The organism is Psychrobacter sp. AOP3-A1-26, assembly GCF_052378235.1.
In the GTDB taxonomy this organism is placed as follows: Bacteria; Pseudomonadota; Gammaproteobacteria; order Pseudomonadales; family Moraxellaceae; genus Psychrobacter.
Genome location: NZ_JBQSXN010000029.1, coordinates 17,820 through 35,054 on the forward strand (window position 1 = coordinate 17,820; position 17,235 = coordinate 35,054).

The window sequence follows — 17,235 nt, forward strand, 5'->3', positions numbered from 1 at the left end:
ACGTAAGCACGATTTTTATAAACGCTACAGCTATCAATCGTCATTATTGTCAATCATGTTCTACATTATCAACCATGTTTCAAGAGGTAAGTCATGACACGGATGCATTTGCGCACTGCTATAGTTGGCTCAACACGTCGTACGGTGACTGGTGTTATGCTAATGGCCAGCATCGTCACCACTGGTTGTACCACCAACTATTTAACCAATAGTACAGAAGGTAATTATGGCGTACCGATGACGGAGCGTACCATTCCGCAGCGATTGCTCGATCGCAGTATCGAACATACGGTCAAAATCAATGTCTATGGCCTCAAAGAAGATTTGCAGCAAACCAGCCGCATGGGTATTGATAGCTTTAATAGCGAAGTTCTATTGACAGGCGAAGTACCTACCGAGGCAATCAAAGCAGAAGTTGAAAAAGTTGTCAGCTCGATGCCAGATGTACGCCGTGTCTATAACGAGATGAATGTCAGTGCTTCAAAAGGCTATAGCTCGACCGTCCATGATGGTTATATTACTTCAAAGCTGCTGGCAAAGGTCGCTGCTAATAGTGGGGTCAAAGCCTCACAGGTTAAAGCTGTCACCAATAATGGTGTGGTCTATATCATGGGGCGTATGACCCCAACGCAGCAAAGCCATTTGATTGATATTGCCAATAGCACCGTTGGTGTGACGGAGCTGGTATTGCTGACCACCGTCGTCGATGATAGAGGGGTAAAGATAAGCGAAGACGATATCATGTATGAGAATGATTTGGGCAATTCTGAGGCAGTGGCTGATGCGAGTGCTAGCCCCAGCCTGAATAAATCTGTAGAAAATAATACTGCTAATACGGCGACACCCATTGTCATCACAGAAGAAGGGGAGCCAGTCGATCAACCCTCATCTAGCTCATATATTGACCTTTACCAAGATCAGTAAACAACGACTATTCAATAGTGTGATTTAGTTTAGCTAAGCTAAGCGATTTGAGCACTCAAATAGAGTTTTAGAGGCTGATTGTGGTTAGGGTCGTATGGTATTTATGACAATAAGCCTAAACAGCACTAACAGGAAAAACACGAAAAGTCCTTATCTAGCCAGTAAGATAGAAGCCAGTAAAAATAAAATAGTGCAGTAGACGTGCCAGCACAATATCGAATGACAGTGTCAGATGGGTTTTTATAAATAGACTGTCGTGATGCTATAGTCGTAATGCGATAAATGGTGGGTCAATATATAAATATAATAGGGATACTGGCGATGAAGGATGTAAGTACAGCGACACAAACAACTAAGACAAGCACGCCCAAACTTATCAGCACAGGTATTACCACCGTACTAGCAGTTGGTGGAATTGTGCTGGCTACCCAGCAGGCCCAAGCGTTATCACCACTTGCTATCGTCAATGGTATTACCTCAAGTGGCGGTGTGGGTGTGAGCAAAAATATTCTATATGGCGATGAACCATTGCAAGACTTGGATGTTTATTACCCCAAATCTTTAACGAAAGCCATGAAAGCCGAGAGTACTATTACTGGTAGCTATCCCATGGTAGTTTTTGTTCACGGTGGCTCGTGGGAGAATGGTAATAAAGATCAATATGCCTTTGTCGGTCAAAGTTTGGCACAAGCCGGCTATGTCACGGCGGTGATTAATTACCGTAAAGCACCTGAGCATGTGTATCCTGACTATGTAGAAGATGCGGCACAAGCGATTGCTTGGAGTATCGATAATGCGACCAGCCTGCATGCTGATCCTAAGCGATTGGCGGTTGTCGGGCATTCTTCTGGTGCATTTAACGCGGTTGCAGCGGTCGCTAATGAAGACTTTTTGGCCCCTTATGGTATAAAGCCAACAGATATCGCGACAGTCATTGGTATTGCTGGTCCTTATAGTTATGACTTCCGAAAATTTGATAGTTCGACAGCTTTTGCTGCCGATGCCACACCAGACGACGTCATGCCAGACCGTCAAATAAAAGGCGAGCAGCCACCCTACTTATTGTTGACTGCCGAAAAAGATAAGATTGTCCACGTGACCAACACCATTAAAATGACACAGGCTTTAAAAGATGCAGGGGTTAGCGTGGAAACAGGTGACATCGAAGGAGCCAGTCATGCCACCAGTATTGGTGCGATGGCGCCACCACTGCGTTGGATCAATGATGTGCGTGCTCAGGTATTGGCGTACTTGGATAAAGCGCTCTAATGCTATTCATCCATGAATAGTTAAGCGCAGTTACGTAAGACAGTACTGTAAGATGCTTAAACTCTTGTTATAATGTTGTCACTTTAAATCTATACCCTATCTTAACCTTTAAGGCAGAATACTTTATGAGCATGAACGCTGACGATTTGATCGCATTTTTACAAACTCACTTCCCAGACGCTTTTATTCAAGCTGCCAACCAAGGTACGAAATTTGATGTACGCGTGGTTGATGCCAGTTTCGAAGGCAAACGCGCCGTTCAACGTCAGCAAGCCGTCTACGCGCTGGTTAATGATAAAATTGCGAGCGGTGATATCCATGCGCTTAATATTCAAGCATTAACGCCTGCTGAATGGGAAGTTCAATCGCAAGGCTAATACTTTTTATATCTGACTAGATTTGTGTCACTGGCAATTTTTTGCTGGTCTATAACTACTGGTTTTCATACTTTTTTATACTCATTGCTAGGTTGTCACCTTTATGGATCAATTTTTAATCACCGGTAGCAGTCGTATCGCAGGGGAAGTTACTATCTCAGGCGCCAAAAATGCCGCGTTGCCGTTACTTGCGGCGATGATATTGGCTGAGACGCCGACGACACTGCACAATGTACCATCGCTACAAGATGTGCGTACCTTGATTAAATTGATCGGTGGCATGGGTATCAATATCCAAAAACAAGACGATACCGTTACTTGCGATACCAAGAGTATCGATAACTTTTATGCGCCGTATGATTTGGTCAAAACTATGCGTGCCTCAATTTTAGTGCTTGGGCCATTGTTGGCACGTTTTGGGGAAGCCGAAGTCTCCTTGCCAGGTGGTTGTGCCATTGGCTCTCGTCCTGTTGATCAGCATCTAAAAGCCTTTGAGGCCATGGGCGCTGAAATTAGCGTAGAGAATGGTTACGTGAAAGCGCAAGCACCAAAAGGCGGCAAGCTAATCGGCTGTAACTTCTCATTTGACATGGTTACCGTTGGTGGTACGGAAAACGTGATTATGGCAGCCACGCTTGCCAAAGGCACTACCGTGTTGGGTAATTGCGCGCTGGAGCCAGAAGTGGTGGATTTGGCCAATATGCTGGTTGCCATGGGCGCCAAAATAAGCGGTATCGGTACGTCAACCATGACTATCGAAGGCGTTGAACGTCTACATGGTTGTGAATATTCAGTGGTGCCAGATCGTATCGAGACAGGGTCTTACCTTGCTGGGGCGTTGATGACGCGCGGTGATGTATTGGCCAAAAATACTTCTGCGCTATTATTATCACCTGTACTAGAGAAGTTTGAAGATATGGGTGCAATCATTACTACTGGTGATGATTGGATTCGCGCGCAGATGACAGGTCGCCCAAAAGCCGTTGATATTCGCACACAGCCGCATCCTGGTTTTCCCACCGATATGCAAGCGCAGCTAATGGCCATTGCTTGCATTGCCGATGGTACCAGTACTTTCATCGAGAATATCTTTGAGAATCGCTATATGCATGTACCTGAACTTAATCGTTTGGGCGCTTCTATCCAAGTCGATGGCCATACTGCGGTTGTGAAAGGAGTGGAAAACTTCACTGCTGCTCCTGTTATGGCGACGGATTTACGTGCCTCTATGTCATTAGTGATGGCAGCGGCGACTGCTGAAGGCGAGAGCTTAATCGACCGCATTTATCATATTGACCGTGGCTATGAGCATGTCGAAGACAAATTGCGTGCGCTGGGCGTCAATATCGAGCGTATTAGTACCAACGATTAGTTTTGATGGCTTAGTTAAATACGGCATTAAAGCATTGCAAAATTAAAAAATTCCCTGTGATGGGGATACCAACTGTACACGGATATGAGTCATTATGACTGAAGCAAGCAACAACCTACCAAGTAACGGTTTATTAAATGAAGTAAATGATGAGTTTGCAGGTTTAACACTGGCCTTGTCAAAGGGTCGTATTTTAGAAGAAACGATGCCGTTGCTACGTGCTGCTGGCGTTGACTTGTTAGAAGACCCTGAAGCGTCACGCAAACTCATTTTCCCTACCTCAAATCCTAATGTTCGCGTATTGATTTTACGCGCCAGCGACGTACCTACTTATGTAGAGCACGGTGCAGCGGATTTTGGGGTGGCAGGTAAAGATGTGTTGCTCGAGCACGGCGCCAATCATGTTTATGAATTGCTTGATTTGCAGATTGCCCAATGTAAGCTGATGACTGCTGGGGTAAAAGATGCGCCACTACCCAATCGTCGTCTGCGTATCGCCACCAAATATGTCAATGTTGCGCGCGCTTACTTTGCCAGCCAAGGTCAGCAAGTAGATGTGATTAAGCTTTATGGCTCAATGGAGCTTGCGCCATTGGTCGGCTTGGGTGATTTGATTGTCGATGTGGTCGATACGGGTAATACCTTACGTGCCAATGGCCTTGAAGCACGCGATCATATTTGCGATGTGTCCTCACGCCTTATCGTCAATCAAGTGAGCTATAAACGCAAATTTGCCCTACTGGAACCTATCTTAGATAGTTTTAAAGACAGTATTGCCAGCGCCTCATAAATTAGTGCTTTATAAAACGATGACAATCATTGGTAATATCAAGCACCATTATACAAATTTTAAAACCAGTTTAGCGCTCTATGATAGACATAGCGTGCTAAACTGGTTTTATTGTGTTGGTTGCTAGACCATTAAGTTTAGGCCACGGCCTAGGGCGTGTCATCATTTAGATTGTGAGGCTTAAAATGAGCAAAATTGTAGTCAAACAAGGAAAATAGCGCAGATAATATCGAGATATTAACCAGTTATTTGACGATGTTTGGCAAAATTTAGCCATTTTAAGACCACTAAATGATTAAATGTGCTAATTGATGACATGCCCTAGTATCATTTGAATAAGAAAACATGCAATAAGCAGTTACAAGCAACCATAAAATTTGTGAACCGCAAACACGCTTTATGTCTCTTTATAAGTGGTCTTATAGCGTGTATTTTTAGCAGTATTTTATGCTCAAACATAGGATGGAATCATGCGCCAGTTAAGTACCCAAGATGCCGATTTTGACAGTCAATTGACACAATTATTAGCCTTTGAAACGGTCAATGATGTTGAGTTACTAAAAACGGTAGATGATATTATTGCTAACGTGCGTCATGGTGGCGATAGCGTGGTACTGGCACTGACCCAACAGTTTGATCAGCATCCAGCAACGACGATGCAAGAGTTAGAGCTGTCTAAAGAGGCGCTTGCTGAAGCGTTTTTGAATCTTGATGGTACTGTCAAAACGGCACTGATCACCGCGGCGACACGGGTACAGTCTTTTCATGAGCGCCAAGTACAAGAGACTTGGCAGTATGAAGATGAGCTGGGTAATCGCTTGGGTCAAAAGGTCACACCACTTGATCGCGTCGGTATTTATGTACCAGGCGGTCTAGCGTCTTATCCGTCTTCGGTATTAATGAATGCTATCCCTGCTAAAGTTGCTGGCGTCAAAGAAGTTATTATGGTGGTACCCGCCCCAAAAGGCGTCCTCAATCCATTGGTATTGGCAGCGGCGCATTTAGCCAAGGTTGATCGCGTCTTTACCATTGGTGGCGCACAAGCGGTTGCCGCATTAGCTTACGGTACTGAAACTATTCCAGCAGTAGACAAAATCACCGGACCGGGCAATAAATATGTCGCTGCGGCCAAACGTGCGGTATTCGGTCAAGTGGGCATCGATATGATTGCCGGTCCCTCTGAAGTATTAGTCTATGCAGAAGGCGAGGCGCAAGATCGCGCTGATTGGCTAGCGATGGACTTATTATCACAAGCTGAGCATGACCGTATCGCCCAAGCTATCTTTGTGACGACAAGTCGTAAGCAACTTGAAGAAGTCGCCGCAGAAATCGAAAAAGCATTGGCAGAATTACCAAAAGCCGATATCGCCCGTGACTCGCTAAAAAATCGCGGCGCGCTTATATTGGTTAAAGACCGCGAGGAGGGCATGGTGGTTATTAATCGCGTTGCCCCTGAGCATTTAGAATTGTCTGTCGATGAACCCGACGCATTGCTTGATGACATTCGTCATGCTGGTGCCATCTTTATGGGTCGTCATACACCAGAGGCGATTGGCGATTATTGTGCTGGTCCCAATCATGTGTTGCCAACCTCGGGTACCGCGCGTTTTTCTTCGCCATTGGGCGTTTATGATTTTCAGAAGAAATCATCGATTATTTATTGTTCTGAATCTGGTAGTAAGCCGTTAGCAGAAACTGCAGATATTTTAGCGCAGCGTGAGGACTTAGAAGCCCATGCGCGTTCAGCCCGTTATCGTTATCAGTAATATGTTTTGGATACTTTGAGAGTTACTTTTAAATGGTACTTTTGGATAGTACTTTTAAAACCTGTTTTTAATAATTTATGTGGCTAATAGTAGGATAACTTATGAGTGAGTTAAAGATAGATACCAGGCTTTGGTCATCTAAAGCGCGTAATTTGTCACCTTACGTCCCTGGCGAGCAGCCTCAGCATGATAATTTATGCAAATTAAACACCAATGAAAATCCATTTCCGCCCTCACCAAAAGTAGGGGAAGCCATCGCCAAAGTCTTAGAGCAGCAAGCGGATGAACTGCGCTTATATCCTGCGCCTGAATCTGATGATTTGCGTGGCGCATTGGCAGAGCTATATAATCTTGATATCAACCAAGTGTTCGTTGGTAACGGCTCGGACGAAGTGCTGGCGCTAGTGTTTGCCAGTTTTTTCTTAAAGGAACGCCCCGTTTTAGCGCCTGATATTAGTTATAGCTTTTATCCTGTATATGCGCAGACATTTGGCGTAGAGCTGGTACAAATTGCCCTAGAAGCTGATTTTAGTGTCAGCCCTGATGCCTATCGTCAGCCGTGTAGCGGTATCATCATTGCCAACCCTAATGCGCCAACCGGTTTATTATTGTCGCTTGCTGATATTCGTAAACTTGCCAGCGAGCATTCGAATTCTGTGGTGGTGATTGATGAGGCGTATATAGATTTTGCTCAGGTAGAAGAAGGCAGTACGGATTCTGAGCTATCAGCCATCAGCCTTATTAATGAGTGTGACAATATACTTGTGACTCAAACCTTTTCAAAATCACGCTCGCTGGCTGGACTGCGTGTTGGTATGGCGTTTGGTAATGCTTCATTGATTGAGGCGCTAACCCGGATGAAAAATAGCTTTAATAGCTATCCATTAGATAAGTTGGCGCAAACTGGCGCGACAGCTAGTGTGTTGGATGTTGAGTATTTTGAGCAGACTTGTCAGCAAGTGATCGATTTACGCACCTCGTTGACAGCAGAATTGACCGCGCTAGGTTATGACGTGTTGCCATCACATGCCAACTTTGTCTTTGCCCGTCCAAAAGATGGCAAGGCGAGTGCTGTAGCGAGTGCATTGCGCGAACAGGGTATTATTGTTCGTCATTTCGAGAAGCCTCGTGTGGAAGAATACCTGCGTATTACTATCGGCACGCAGTCGCAGCATGAGCGTTTGATCAGTGCATTAAAAGCGTTGCAAGCAATTGAGGGTGTCGAAGCTAACTGATGTTTGGCTCTACTGTAATACCAAACCCAAAAAGTACGATTAGCCGTGTCAAACTCGTTTAGTCTACAAGGCGTAGCACTTGCACTCGTTTTCCTTGCTACTCTAATTTTTGTGAATGGTATAATATTGAAGCGACACAATATTTATCAGCAATAAAAAGAGCCTGCTAACATCATGTTAGCAGGCTCTTTTGTACTACTTTAAGCAGTTTTTGAACACACAGCTAATCGTATTTTTTGGGTTTGGTATTATAGTCAGTGAGAAGTAATATCGCTACATCATGTACTGCAGGTACCGTTTTTTCTAGCTTGCTGTGCCTACGCAGACAGAGGCTGCAAAAAAACTATACCCGCAGTATCGTAGCGCTTTTAAAGTATTTGAACTATAGCTGTTTTAGCAAGAACGGATAGCAAATTACCCACTTTATCGAGACATTCTTGATATTCAGCATCGCAGTCAGAAGCGACAGTGATGCCGCCACCTGCCCATAAACTGACTTGCTTCGTATTGTTTGCTACATCATCTGCTGTGCTGGTTGCTTGCAGGGTACGAATTAGTACATTCCATTGTCCACTACCATCAAAATTCATATAACCCATGGTGCCGCAATAAGCACCACGTGGGGCGTTTTCCAATTCAGAGATAATCTCGACCGCGCGTTTCTTTGGTGTTCCAGTGATTGAGCCTGCGGGCAAGCTGCCAAATAATACGGCAAGCGGATGAGTATCTGTGCGTAATTCAGCGGTAATGGTGCTGACCATATGATGCACATTGCTAAAGCTTTCAATCGCAAATAACTGCGGCACTTTTACGCTACCTATCTTGGCATACTTACCCAAATCATTCCGCAATAAATCGACAATCATCACGTTTTCGGCGCGGTCTTTTTCACTATCGATGAGTTGTTGTTTATAGTTATTGTCCTGCTCAGCAGTTGCACCACGTGGCATCGTACCTTTAATTGGCTTAGTACGTATATGGTGTTTACCAGTGGCACCGTCTTTGATAAAGGTGAAAAATAGCTCGGGAGAGCAGCTTAAGAGCTCAAAGCTGCTTGTGCGCTCAGTAGAATTGTCTGGCTTATTACTATTAGCGTTATCATTTAAATGTTGAATCGCTAAATACCCTGCGAAGGGCGCTTGTGTATTACGATGTAGAGCAGGCAAGTAATCGATGATATTCGATGTTGATTGTGTATGAGTGAGACGACCCTGCCACTCTTGGGTTAGATTGATTTGATAGCAGTCGCCTTGCTGTAGATAGTTTTGCGTTTGACCAAAGGCTTGCTGATAATGACGCTTGCCCCATCGTGCATTTAATAGCAAAGAAGCAGGCGCTGACGAGGTTTCAAGTTGCGCTTGGTTGATGTTTTTTCGATTAGGATGTTTATCAGACAGTTTTTTATCTAACGCATCTAAATAAGCAATAAGGGCTATGACAAGTTTGTTTTTTTGTTCTTCATCAATATCTTTATTTGACGCGTTAGCCGTGCTATTTACTTCTAACTGCCAACCTGAGTTATCATTTTTTTTAGGGGTTAGATAGATATCATAATGTCCAAGTAGCGCACACGGCTGTGCTGCCAGCTCAATGTTGCTCGCTGGGCTTAGCTCGTGAGCGGCAATATCATAACCAATAAAACCGATGAGACCGTGATGATAGTTGGGTTTTTTATTTGTTTTAAATGTTGAGTGTGAGTCATTGCTATTACTATCGATGTTATAAGCTTGACTATAAGCAATCAATTCATCTTGCCATTCACTGTAGCACATATAGGTTGTTGTGACGGTGCTGTGATGAATATGGTGGCTGGCGCGGCAAGTTTTTTCGACTTTATAAAGCGTTTCTTGTTTGTCAGAAGGAGGCGGGTCATTCGCACCGTAATAAACGGACCAGCTTACTGTCGGTAATAAGCCAATGATGGGCTGCCCGTCGTTATTGAGCCAAACCAATTGCCAGTTTGCCTTAGCATCTTGAGCGTATAAATATTGCTGTAGCGGCGGCATCAGTTCTGCGGCAGGTAAGTCACCAAAACGCCAGCTAGGTTTGGTAGCTGGCGATGGCGCAGAAACTGTCTGCTCAGTTTTGTGATTAAATGGTGCGACCATATTTAGGCGTCAAATTTTTTGATGATGAGGGTAGCATTTGTGCCGCCAAAGCCAAAGCTATTACTCATGAGCGTTTCGAGCTTAACGTCACGCTTGTCAGTGACAATATCAAAGCCTTCGGCAGCAGGATCGAGTTGCTCAATGTTGATACTGGGGGTGATAAAGCCTTCTTTTAGCATCAATAAGCAATAAATCAGCTCTTGAGCACCGACTGCACCCAAGCTATGGCCAGTCATGGATTTGGTCGAGCTAATAGCGGGTACTTGACTGACATCATCGCCAAAGACTTTAGCAATGGCTTTGAGCTCGGTGATATCGCCTAATGGCGTGCTCGTACCGTGACTATTTATATAATCGACGCTTTGTAATCCTGCTTCAGCAAGGGCTAGCTGCATACAGCGAACGGCACCTTCGCCACTTGGTGCAACCATTTCTGCACCGTCTGAGCTGGCACCGTAACCGACGATTTCGGCTAAAATATTGGCACCGCGCGCTTGGGCATGTTCTAAACTTTCTACCACCACCATCGCACCACCAGCGGCAATCACAAAGCCATCACGGTCTTTATCATATGCTCTTGAGGCAAGTTTCGGCGTATCATTATACTGAGTACTCATTGCGCCCATGGCATCAAACATACAAGACTGTGTCCAGTGTTCAGCTTCACTACCACCGGCGAGTACCACGTCCGCCTTGCCTAGCTGGATCAGCTCAGCGGCATGACCGATACAATGGGTTGAGGTGGCACATGCAGAAGATAGAGAGTAGGAAATACCATGGATTTTTAAACCCGTCGCTAGTGCTGCAGATACCGAGCTGCCCATGGTTTTTGGTACAGCCATGGCGCCGACACCGCGTAGACCTTTTTCGCGCATCGCATCAATAGCATTGACGATATTTTCGGTTGAGGCGCCGCCTGAACTTGCTACTACGCCCACACGCGGATTGTTATTAATAGTCTCAAGTGATAATCCAGCGTGCTCAATAGCATTTAAGGCGCTGACATAGGCATAGAGACTGGCGTCGCTAAAAAACCGTTTTAATTTACGGTCGATAGCTGAGGTATCAAGCGCTGATTTATCGATACTACCGCTAAGGTGTGATTTAAATTGGTGCTCAGCATACGATTCATTGAATGTAATGCCAGAGCGGCCTTGTTTAAGAGAGTCGGTGACAGTAGCTAAATCATGTCCGATACAAGAGACAATCCCTGCTCCAGTGATAACAACGCGGCGCATATTCTATTCCTTATGAGTAACGATTTTGGAGAATTACCTTTAGCAATCGTTTTTGAATACTGACTTCTATTATTCAACCTCAAACGTCTCTCTTTTTAATATTAAGAATGTTCTAATCGAAGAGGTTCGCGAGTATTAAATGCTTATTTTGTAGCCATTATAACGGTCATCATAAACCTATATACTCTATAAATGGCTAACTATAAATAGAAGTACAGCTGTACTGTGAGTTATGGCATATCATAACGTATCAAGAGCCTAAAATCTTTGTATAAGTGCAAAATAACCACAAAATAATGCGTATCTTCAAAAACAAGTACCTATTGGTTTTAGCAGTTTTGAGCGTCGTAAAAGCTGCTATGTTAGTCATAAAATAGAACCAGTTTATAGATGATTTACTTTATAACAGCTAGCGCATAGCTACCGGCGTATCGATTTTATTTAGAACTGCCTATATTTATACTACACATCATAAAGTTGTATCTTAAAGAAATTGGCCGGTCATCAATAAGTGATACTTTTAGATACAAAACGGATGAGAGCAATAACATTGTTAGCACTGACATTTAGACTGATTATTCGTTAGAATGGTACACTGATTAATACTAAAAAAATAAGCAGTTTATAATAAATAACCAAACCATATATTAAGGATATCATCATGGCAAAGCGTAGCACTCTTTCTAAAAGTATCACCACCGTTGGCTCTTTTACTCGTAATAATCTTGAACGAGTAGGGGCGGTCATAGATAGTATGAATGCTAAAACCAGTAAACCGCGTCAATTTAAAGCGGTTAACCTAGGCGATGAAGATTATCAGCAAGACTTATTCCGTGAACAAACCTTAAAAGCAACCCAGCAGTTATTGGGGCCGCGTTTTGCCACTTATGGTAAATACGCCAAAAAAGTGGTGCCCAATAGCTTTTTTCAATCGACGTTAGATGGGGCATTTGCTCAGATTGCCAAGCTTGCTGCCAATTGGAGCCAGATTGATCTGCCCAATCAACATCGCTTTGCCGATATTGCCAGCTTAGATAATGAGCAGCGCTATGCATTGGCAACCGACATCGCCAATCAAAACCGCGCGCTTGCAACGCTAGGCGGGATTACAGGTTTAGCTGGTTTGCCAGGGCTACTTGCTGATACGCTGTGGTTGCTATTGGTTTCATTACGTACCGTTTACCAATTGGGCGCGGTCTACAATAAGCCGCTAACGGGTAAGCAAGGTGTCAAGATGGCCTATGAGCTGCTTGCCAATGCTGACTTGAGCAAAATGCAAGAAAAACAAGCGTTGCTAGCAGGTATAGGCATCGGTAAGGGCTTACTAGATAATGCACAAAGCAGCGGTCTACACAGTGAGCTTAAAAATCTGGGCCTAAAAAACACCAACGTAAACTTCTATGCTGAGCAAGTCGATAAAATTGCAGGTCAGGTTGGTATTGATTTAGACCAAATCAATCTATCGTGGATGCGCCGCTTATTACCGTTCACCGCGGTCTTCATTGGTATGCGCTACAACAGTCAGTTGATCGATGAAGTGATTGGTGTTGCTCAAGCGACTTTTGCGCCTGAAACCAAGCTTGCCAATCGTGCGATTACGGATGACAGTAGCAGCGAAGCAGAGGTCACTAAACCTGCTGATAAAGACAAGCAGCAGGACTCTAAAAACGCTGAAAGTCTTGAAGATGCTAAGCAAAAAGAAACAAAGGCAAAAGATACTGCCGAAAGCACTAATATAGAGTCAGAAAAAGCAACAGCTAAAAAAACAGATAAGAAAAGTAGTGGCAAAGAAGATAGCGAGAAAAAAGACGCTAAGCCGGAAAATGTGACACAAAAGAATACTAAGCAAAAAGTCTCAGAGAAGCAAAAAGCCTCAGAGAAAAAAAGTGATAAAAAGGGTAGTGCCGCCAAACCCTCTGAAAAAAGCACAAATGACACTGATAAAGCAGTCGATAAACAAAGTAAGTAGAGCGGTGATACCTGCCTAGTTTTTCTATTTTGTATAAAGCAAACTCATACACTGTAATCTGCTCAAAGGTGTGAGGTGTTTTTAATTATGACGATAGTATCTTTTTCTATTGAAAAATAAGATAATATCGTCATATAACCACTGTAAATCGCTGTTTATTTATTTCTAAATATCTTATCTAAATTATGCACAGCGTTACTTTCGATACCATATTTAGTAGTCTGTTTTTAGTTAGTTTTAAATTAACAACAGATAAAATAGTATGGTAGTAGGCGTTAAGCATATCTATCGAATGTTGTAAAGTGAAACCATTCATAAGTGGTTGAAATAGCTGCAACAACTCTTTATAATACATTGTCCTAAAAATGGGTGCTCCGAAATCTGCCACTAACGTCAGATGAGGGTGTATTGCCCCATTTTTTTGTTTTATACCAAACGGGAGAAGGATGCCTTATGGCAACAACTAACCAATTGATTCGTAAAGGTCGCAAAACCATCAAGGAAAAGTCAAAAGTTCCTGCGTTGGAAGCGTGTCCACAGCGCCGCGGTGTATGTACTCGTGTATATACTACCACGCCTAAAAAACCTAACTCAGCCATGCGTAAAGTATGTCGTGTACGTTTGACTTCAGGCTATGAAGTATCAAGCTACATCGGCGGCGAAGGTCATAACCTACAAGAGCACAGTGTTGTTCTTATCCGTGGTGGTCGTGTAAAAGATCTACCTGGTGTACGTTATCACACCGTTCGTGGTGCACTAGATTGCGCAGGCGTAAAAGACCGTAAACAAGGTCGCTCTAAATATGGTGCTAAGAAGCCTAAAGTTTAATAACTAACCGTTATTAAATGAGCTTTTTTGTATCACCCATTAACTGTGCATGGGTCTGGTGTCAGCGATAACTTTATTAAGTAGATGATTTATTGCTATAACATACCGCCATGCAGTAAGGCTGACTGACAACTCGATATAACGCCACCTAATATACAACTGGTGCGAGATTGTGAATGTCAGACACTCCTGAAGAAAAGGATTATTATTATGCCAAGACGTCGCGTCATTGCTACCCGTGAGATCCTACCGGATCCTAAGTTTGGTAGCCAAACTGTTGCAAAATTCATTAACCATGTAATGAGCCATGGTAAAAAATCTACTGCTGAGCGTATCGTTTATGGTGCACTAGAAACAGTAAGTGAAAAGCGCAAGATTGAAGATCCAGTCGCTTTCTTTGAAGAAGTCTTAGAAAATGTACGCCCAATGGTAGAAGTGAAAGCTCGCCGTGTTGGCGGTGCAACCTATCAAGTACCAATGGAAGTACGCCCCTCCCGTCGTACCGCCTTGGCTATGCGTTGGTTAGCTGAAGCTGCTGTTAAGCGTTCTGAAAAATCAATGGCTTTGCGTTTAGCAGGCGAATTGAATGATGCTGCTGATGGCAAAGGCGCTGCTATGAAAAAGCGTGACGAAGTTCACCGCATGGCAGATGCTAACAAAGCATTCTCTCATTACCGCTTCTAAGATGTTTTTTGAATGGCTGTTATACAGTGGTTCTAGATTAATGACTGAGGTCAATTAATCGCACATTGTTTTTATTCTATTGATTGCCGCCATCATCCGTTCGGTTGTAAGTAAGTTTAACTTATTAGCAGCTGAGATGGCGGATATCTATCAAGATGCTCCTCTTAAACGATACTGTTTACTAGGGAGCATCCTAGATTTGATGCCGCACTATTCTTAGTATTTGCTCTTTTATTGTCCGTATTAGGTCCAATGATCAGTAAGTAATATTACGAAGCTGAACGCTTTGTCATAGAGTATGAGGTAGAGACACAACTCATTATTATATACACGACTTTTCCTAGGAAAACACTATGGCTCGTAAAACTCCCCTAAAGCGCTATCGCAATATTGGTATCTCAGCGCACATTGATGCTGGTAAGACGACCACTACTGAGCGTGTTTTGTTCTATACCGGTGTTAGTCACAAGATTGGTGAAACCCATGACGGTGCAGCTACCATGGATTGGATGGAGCAAGAACAAGAGCGTGGTATTACTATCACCTCAGCGGCGACTACTTGCTTTTGGTCAGGTATGGCGAAGCAGTTCGACGAACACCGTATCAATATCATTGACACCCCAGGTCACGTTGACTTCACGATTGAAGTTGAACGTTCTATGCGTGTTCTTGATGGCGCTTGCATGGTTTACTGTGCAGTAGGCGGCGTTCAGCCACAGTCTGAGACCGTATGGCGTCAGGCAAACAAATATAAAGTACCACGTCTTGCATTTGTCAACAAAATGGATCGCGTTGGTGCAGATTTCTATCGCGTTATCGACCAAATCAAAACTCGTCTAGGTGGCAAGCCAGTACCTTTGGTTATTCCAATTGGTAAAGAAGACGACTTTGAAGGTGTGGTTGATCTAGTCAGCATGAAAGCCATTTATTGGGACGAAGCGTCTCAAGGTATGGAATATGACTTGCGCGAAATTCCAGCTGAACTACAAGAAAAAGCAGAAGAGTATCGCGAGTATCTGGTAGAAAACGCAGCTGAAGCCACTGAAGAGTTAATGGAAGAGTACTTAGAGAACGGTGAATTGTCAGAAGAACAAATTCATGGTGCGCTTCGTCAATTAACCATTAACAATGAAATCATCCCACTACTTTGTGGTACTGCCTTTAAAAACAAAGGTGTGCAAAGAATGTTGGATGCGGTTATTCAGTATCTTCCAGATCCAACAGATGTACCTGCTATTAAAGGTATCCTGAACGATAAAGAAGAAAGTGAAGGCTTCCGTGAATCTTCAGATGACGAGCCATTTTCAGCGCTTGCATTTAAGATTATGAATGACAAGTTCGTTGGTAACTTAACCTTCGTTCGTGTTTATTCAGGTGTCATCAAGCAAGGTGGTAGTGTTTACAACCCTGTTAAAATGAAGCGTGAGCGTGTTGGCCGTATCGTACAGATGATGGCAGATTCACAACAAGAGCTTGAAGAAATTCGTACTGGTGATATCGCAGCGTTAGTTGGCATGAAAGATGTGGGTACTGGCGATACGCTATGTGATGAAAGCAACATCATTACACTTGAGCGTATGGAATTCCCAGATCCAGTTATCAGCCTAGCGGTTGAACCTAAGACCAAAGCTGACCAAGAAAAAATGTCAATTGCTTTGGGTCGTTTGGCTAAAGAAGATCCATCATTCCGTGTACATACTGACGAAGAGTCGGGTCAGACGATCATCAGTGGTATGGGTGAGCTGCATCTTGAGATTCTAGTTGACCGTATGAAGCGTGAGTTTGGTGTTGAAGCCAACATCGGTGCGCCACAGGTTGCTTATCGCGAAACGATTCGTGAAACCATCGAGCAAGAAGGCAAATTCGTCCGTCAAACAGGTGGTCGTGGTAAATTTGGTCACGTTTGGTTACGTCTTGAGCCACTTGATCCAGCAGGCGACGTCGAATATGAATTCGCTGAAGAAGTGGTTGGTGGTACGGTACCAAAAGAATTCCACAGTGCGGTTGATAAAGGTATCCAAGAGCGCATGAAAAACGGCGTACTTGCTGGTTACCCAATCGTTGGTGTAAAAGCGACTTTGTATGATGGTTCTTACCATGATGTTGACTCGGATGAGTTATCATTTAAAATGGCTGGTTCTATCGCTTTCAGAAAAGGTTTCATGGCGGCAAACCCTGCGCTACTTGAGCCTGTAATGAAAGTAGAAGTTGAAACACCTGAAGACTACATGGGCGATATCATGGGCGATCTTAACCGTCGTCGTGGTATGGTTCAGGGTATGGAAGACTTGCCTGGCGGTACTAAGCAGATTCGTGCTGAAGTACCATTAGCGGAAATGTTTGGTTATGCCACGCAAATGCGCTCAATGTCACAAGGCCGTGCAACGTACTCTATGGAATTCCAAAAGTATGCTGAGATTCCAAAATCAGTTGCTGCTGACATTATCTCTAAGTTCAACTCTAAAGATGATGACGAGTAAAATTGTATAAATAAAAGCAATATACTGCTTAGCGTTATATTGTTAATAGGAAATACGCCAATAATTGGTTAAAAGGCTTGTTATTGGCGACAATTTTCTTATAATATCTGCACATTAGTATGTGCACCCTTTTAATAATTATCTTAATGTGGTCGATACTCGCTTAATTATGTTATAAATTTTAGGTGGTTGACC

The 17,235-nt window shown here is 43.5% G+C and carries 13 protein-coding genes; 11 read left to right on the forward strand and 2 right to left on the reverse strand.

Going from position 1 to position 17,235, the window contains the following annotated elements; genetic code table 11:
* Positions 1 to 93 precede the first annotated feature (93 nt).
* From ACT3TU_RS06875 to hisC, 7 genes are all read left to right on the forward strand, one after another.
* Positions 94 to 924, forward strand: coding sequence for a BON domain-containing protein (locus ACT3TU_RS06875; protein WP_192523627.1), 831 nt, complete (start codon positions 94 to 96; stop codon positions 922 to 924).
* Positions 925 to 1,245: 321 nt separating this feature from the next.
* Positions 1,246 to 2,193 (forward strand): alpha/beta hydrolase, encoded by a 948-nt coding sequence (locus tag ACT3TU_RS06880; protein WP_192523626.1) that lies wholly within the window; start codon positions 1,246 to 1,248, stop codon positions 2,191 to 2,193.
* Positions 2,194 to 2,324: 131 nt separating this feature from the next.
* The gene (locus ACT3TU_RS06885) at positions 2,325 to 2,570 is read left to right on the forward strand and encodes a BolA/IbaG family iron-sulfur metabolism protein (RefSeq protein ID WP_192523640.1); all 246 of its coding nucleotides are present in this window, start codon (positions 2,325 to 2,327) and stop codon (positions 2,568 to 2,570) included.
* Positions 2,571 to 2,673: 103 nt separating this feature from the next.
* Complete coding sequence (gene murA / locus ACT3TU_RS06890) at positions 2,674 to 3,942, forward strand: UDP-N-acetylglucosamine 1-carboxyvinyltransferase (RefSeq protein ID WP_192523625.1); 1,269 nt, start codon at positions 2,674 to 2,676, stop codon at positions 3,940 to 3,942.
* Positions 3,943 to 4,036: 94 nt separating this feature from the next.
* Positions 4,037 to 4,732 (forward strand): ATP phosphoribosyltransferase, encoded by a 696-nt coding sequence (gene hisG / locus ACT3TU_RS06895; RefSeq protein ID WP_192523624.1) that lies wholly within the window; start codon positions 4,037 to 4,039, stop codon positions 4,730 to 4,732.
* A gap of 470 nt (positions 4,733 to 5,202) precedes the next feature.
* Positions 5,203 to 6,498, forward strand: coding sequence for a histidinol dehydrogenase (gene hisD, locus ACT3TU_RS06900; RefSeq protein WP_192523623.1), 1,296 nt, complete (start codon positions 5,203 to 5,205; stop codon positions 6,496 to 6,498).
* A gap of 101 nt (positions 6,499 to 6,599) precedes the next feature.
* The gene (hisC, locus tag ACT3TU_RS06905; protein ID WP_192523622.1) at positions 6,600 to 7,733 is read left to right on the forward strand and encodes a histidinol-phosphate transaminase; all 1,134 of its coding nucleotides are present in this window, start codon (positions 6,600 to 6,602) and stop codon (positions 7,731 to 7,733) included.
* A gap of 368 nt (positions 7,734 to 8,101) precedes the next feature.
* On the opposite strand, the gene ACT3TU_RS06910 is transcribed toward hisC, so the two are convergent.
* Positions 8,102 to 9,841, reverse strand: coding sequence for an anthranilate synthase component I family protein (locus ACT3TU_RS06910; RefSeq protein WP_192523621.1), 1,740 nt, complete (start codon positions 9,839 to 9,841; stop codon positions 8,102 to 8,104).
* A gap of 2 nt (positions 9,842 to 9,843) precedes the next feature.
* Entirely contained in the window at positions 9,844 to 11,079 is a 1,236-nt protein-coding gene (locus ACT3TU_RS06915) for a beta-ketoacyl-ACP synthase II (RefSeq protein ID WP_192523620.1), read from the reverse strand.
* A gap of 661 nt (positions 11,080 to 11,740) precedes the next feature.
* On the opposite strand from ACT3TU_RS06915, the gene ACT3TU_RS06920 reads away from it, so the two are divergent.
* The 4 genes from ACT3TU_RS06920 (at position 11,741) to fusA (ending at position 17,040) form a co-directional block, all read left to right on the forward strand.
* On the forward strand, positions 11,741 to 13,048 hold the full coding sequence (locus ACT3TU_RS06920; protein ID WP_192523619.1) for an EcsC family protein: 1,308 nt from the start codon (positions 11,741 to 11,743) through the stop codon (positions 13,046 to 13,048).
* Between the two features lie 453 nt (positions 13,049 to 13,501).
* A complete protein-coding gene (gene rpsL / locus ACT3TU_RS06925) occupies positions 13,502 to 13,876 on the forward strand; it encodes a 30S ribosomal protein S12 (protein WP_011281154.1) in 375 nt (124 codons plus the stop codon).
* A gap of 210 nt (positions 13,877 to 14,086) precedes the next feature.
* Complete coding sequence (rpsG, locus tag ACT3TU_RS06930; RefSeq protein WP_192523618.1) at positions 14,087 to 14,560, forward strand: 30S ribosomal protein S7; 474 nt, start codon at positions 14,087 to 14,089, stop codon at positions 14,558 to 14,560.
* A gap of 353 nt (positions 14,561 to 14,913) precedes the next feature.
* A complete protein-coding gene (gene fusA / locus ACT3TU_RS06935; protein ID WP_192523617.1) occupies positions 14,914 to 17,040 on the forward strand; it encodes an elongation factor G in 2,127 nt (708 codons plus the stop codon).
* Positions 17,041 to 17,235 lie beyond the last annotated feature (195 nt).

Bases quoted from the DNA above. Each gene is read 5' to 3' on its own strand.
- ACT3TU_RS06875 (WP_192523627.1), top strand. From the start codon at position 94: ATGACACGGATGCATTTGCGCACTGCTATAGTTGGCTCAACACGTCGT.
- ACT3TU_RS06880 (WP_192523626.1), top strand. From the start codon at position 1,246: ATGAAGGATGTAAGTACAGCGACACAAACAACTAAGACAAGCACGCCC.
- ACT3TU_RS06885 (WP_192523640.1), top strand. From the start codon at position 2,325: ATGAACGCTGACGATTTGATCGCATTTTTACAAACTCACTTCCCAGAC.
- murA (WP_192523625.1), top strand. From the start codon at position 2,674: ATGGATCAATTTTTAATCACCGGTAGCAGTCGTATCGCAGGGGAAGTT.
- hisG (WP_192523624.1), top strand. From the start codon at position 4,037: ATGACTGAAGCAAGCAACAACCTACCAAGTAACGGTTTATTAAATGAA.
- hisD (WP_192523623.1), top strand. From the start codon at position 5,203: ATGCGCCAGTTAAGTACCCAAGATGCCGATTTTGACAGTCAATTGACA.
- hisC (WP_192523622.1), top strand. From the start codon at position 6,600: ATGAGTGAGTTAAAGATAGATACCAGGCTTTGGTCATCTAAAGCGCGT.
- ACT3TU_RS06910 (WP_192523621.1), bottom strand. From the start codon at position 9,841: ATGGTCGCACCATTTAATCACAAAACTGAGCAGACAGTTTCTGCGCCA.
- ACT3TU_RS06915 (WP_192523620.1), bottom strand. From the start codon at position 11,079: ATGCGCCGCGTTGTTATCACTGGAGCAGGGATTGTCTCTTGTATCGGA.
- ACT3TU_RS06920 (WP_192523619.1), top strand. From the start codon at position 11,741: ATGGCAAAGCGTAGCACTCTTTCTAAAAGTATCACCACCGTTGGCTCT.
- rpsL (WP_011281154.1), top strand. From the start codon at position 13,502: ATGGCAACAACTAACCAATTGATTCGTAAAGGTCGCAAAACCATCAAG.
- rpsG (WP_192523618.1), top strand. From the start codon at position 14,087: ATGCCAAGACGTCGCGTCATTGCTACCCGTGAGATCCTACCGGATCCT.
- fusA (WP_192523617.1), top strand. From the start codon at position 14,914: ATGGCTCGTAAAACTCCCCTAAAGCGCTATCGCAATATTGGTATCTCA.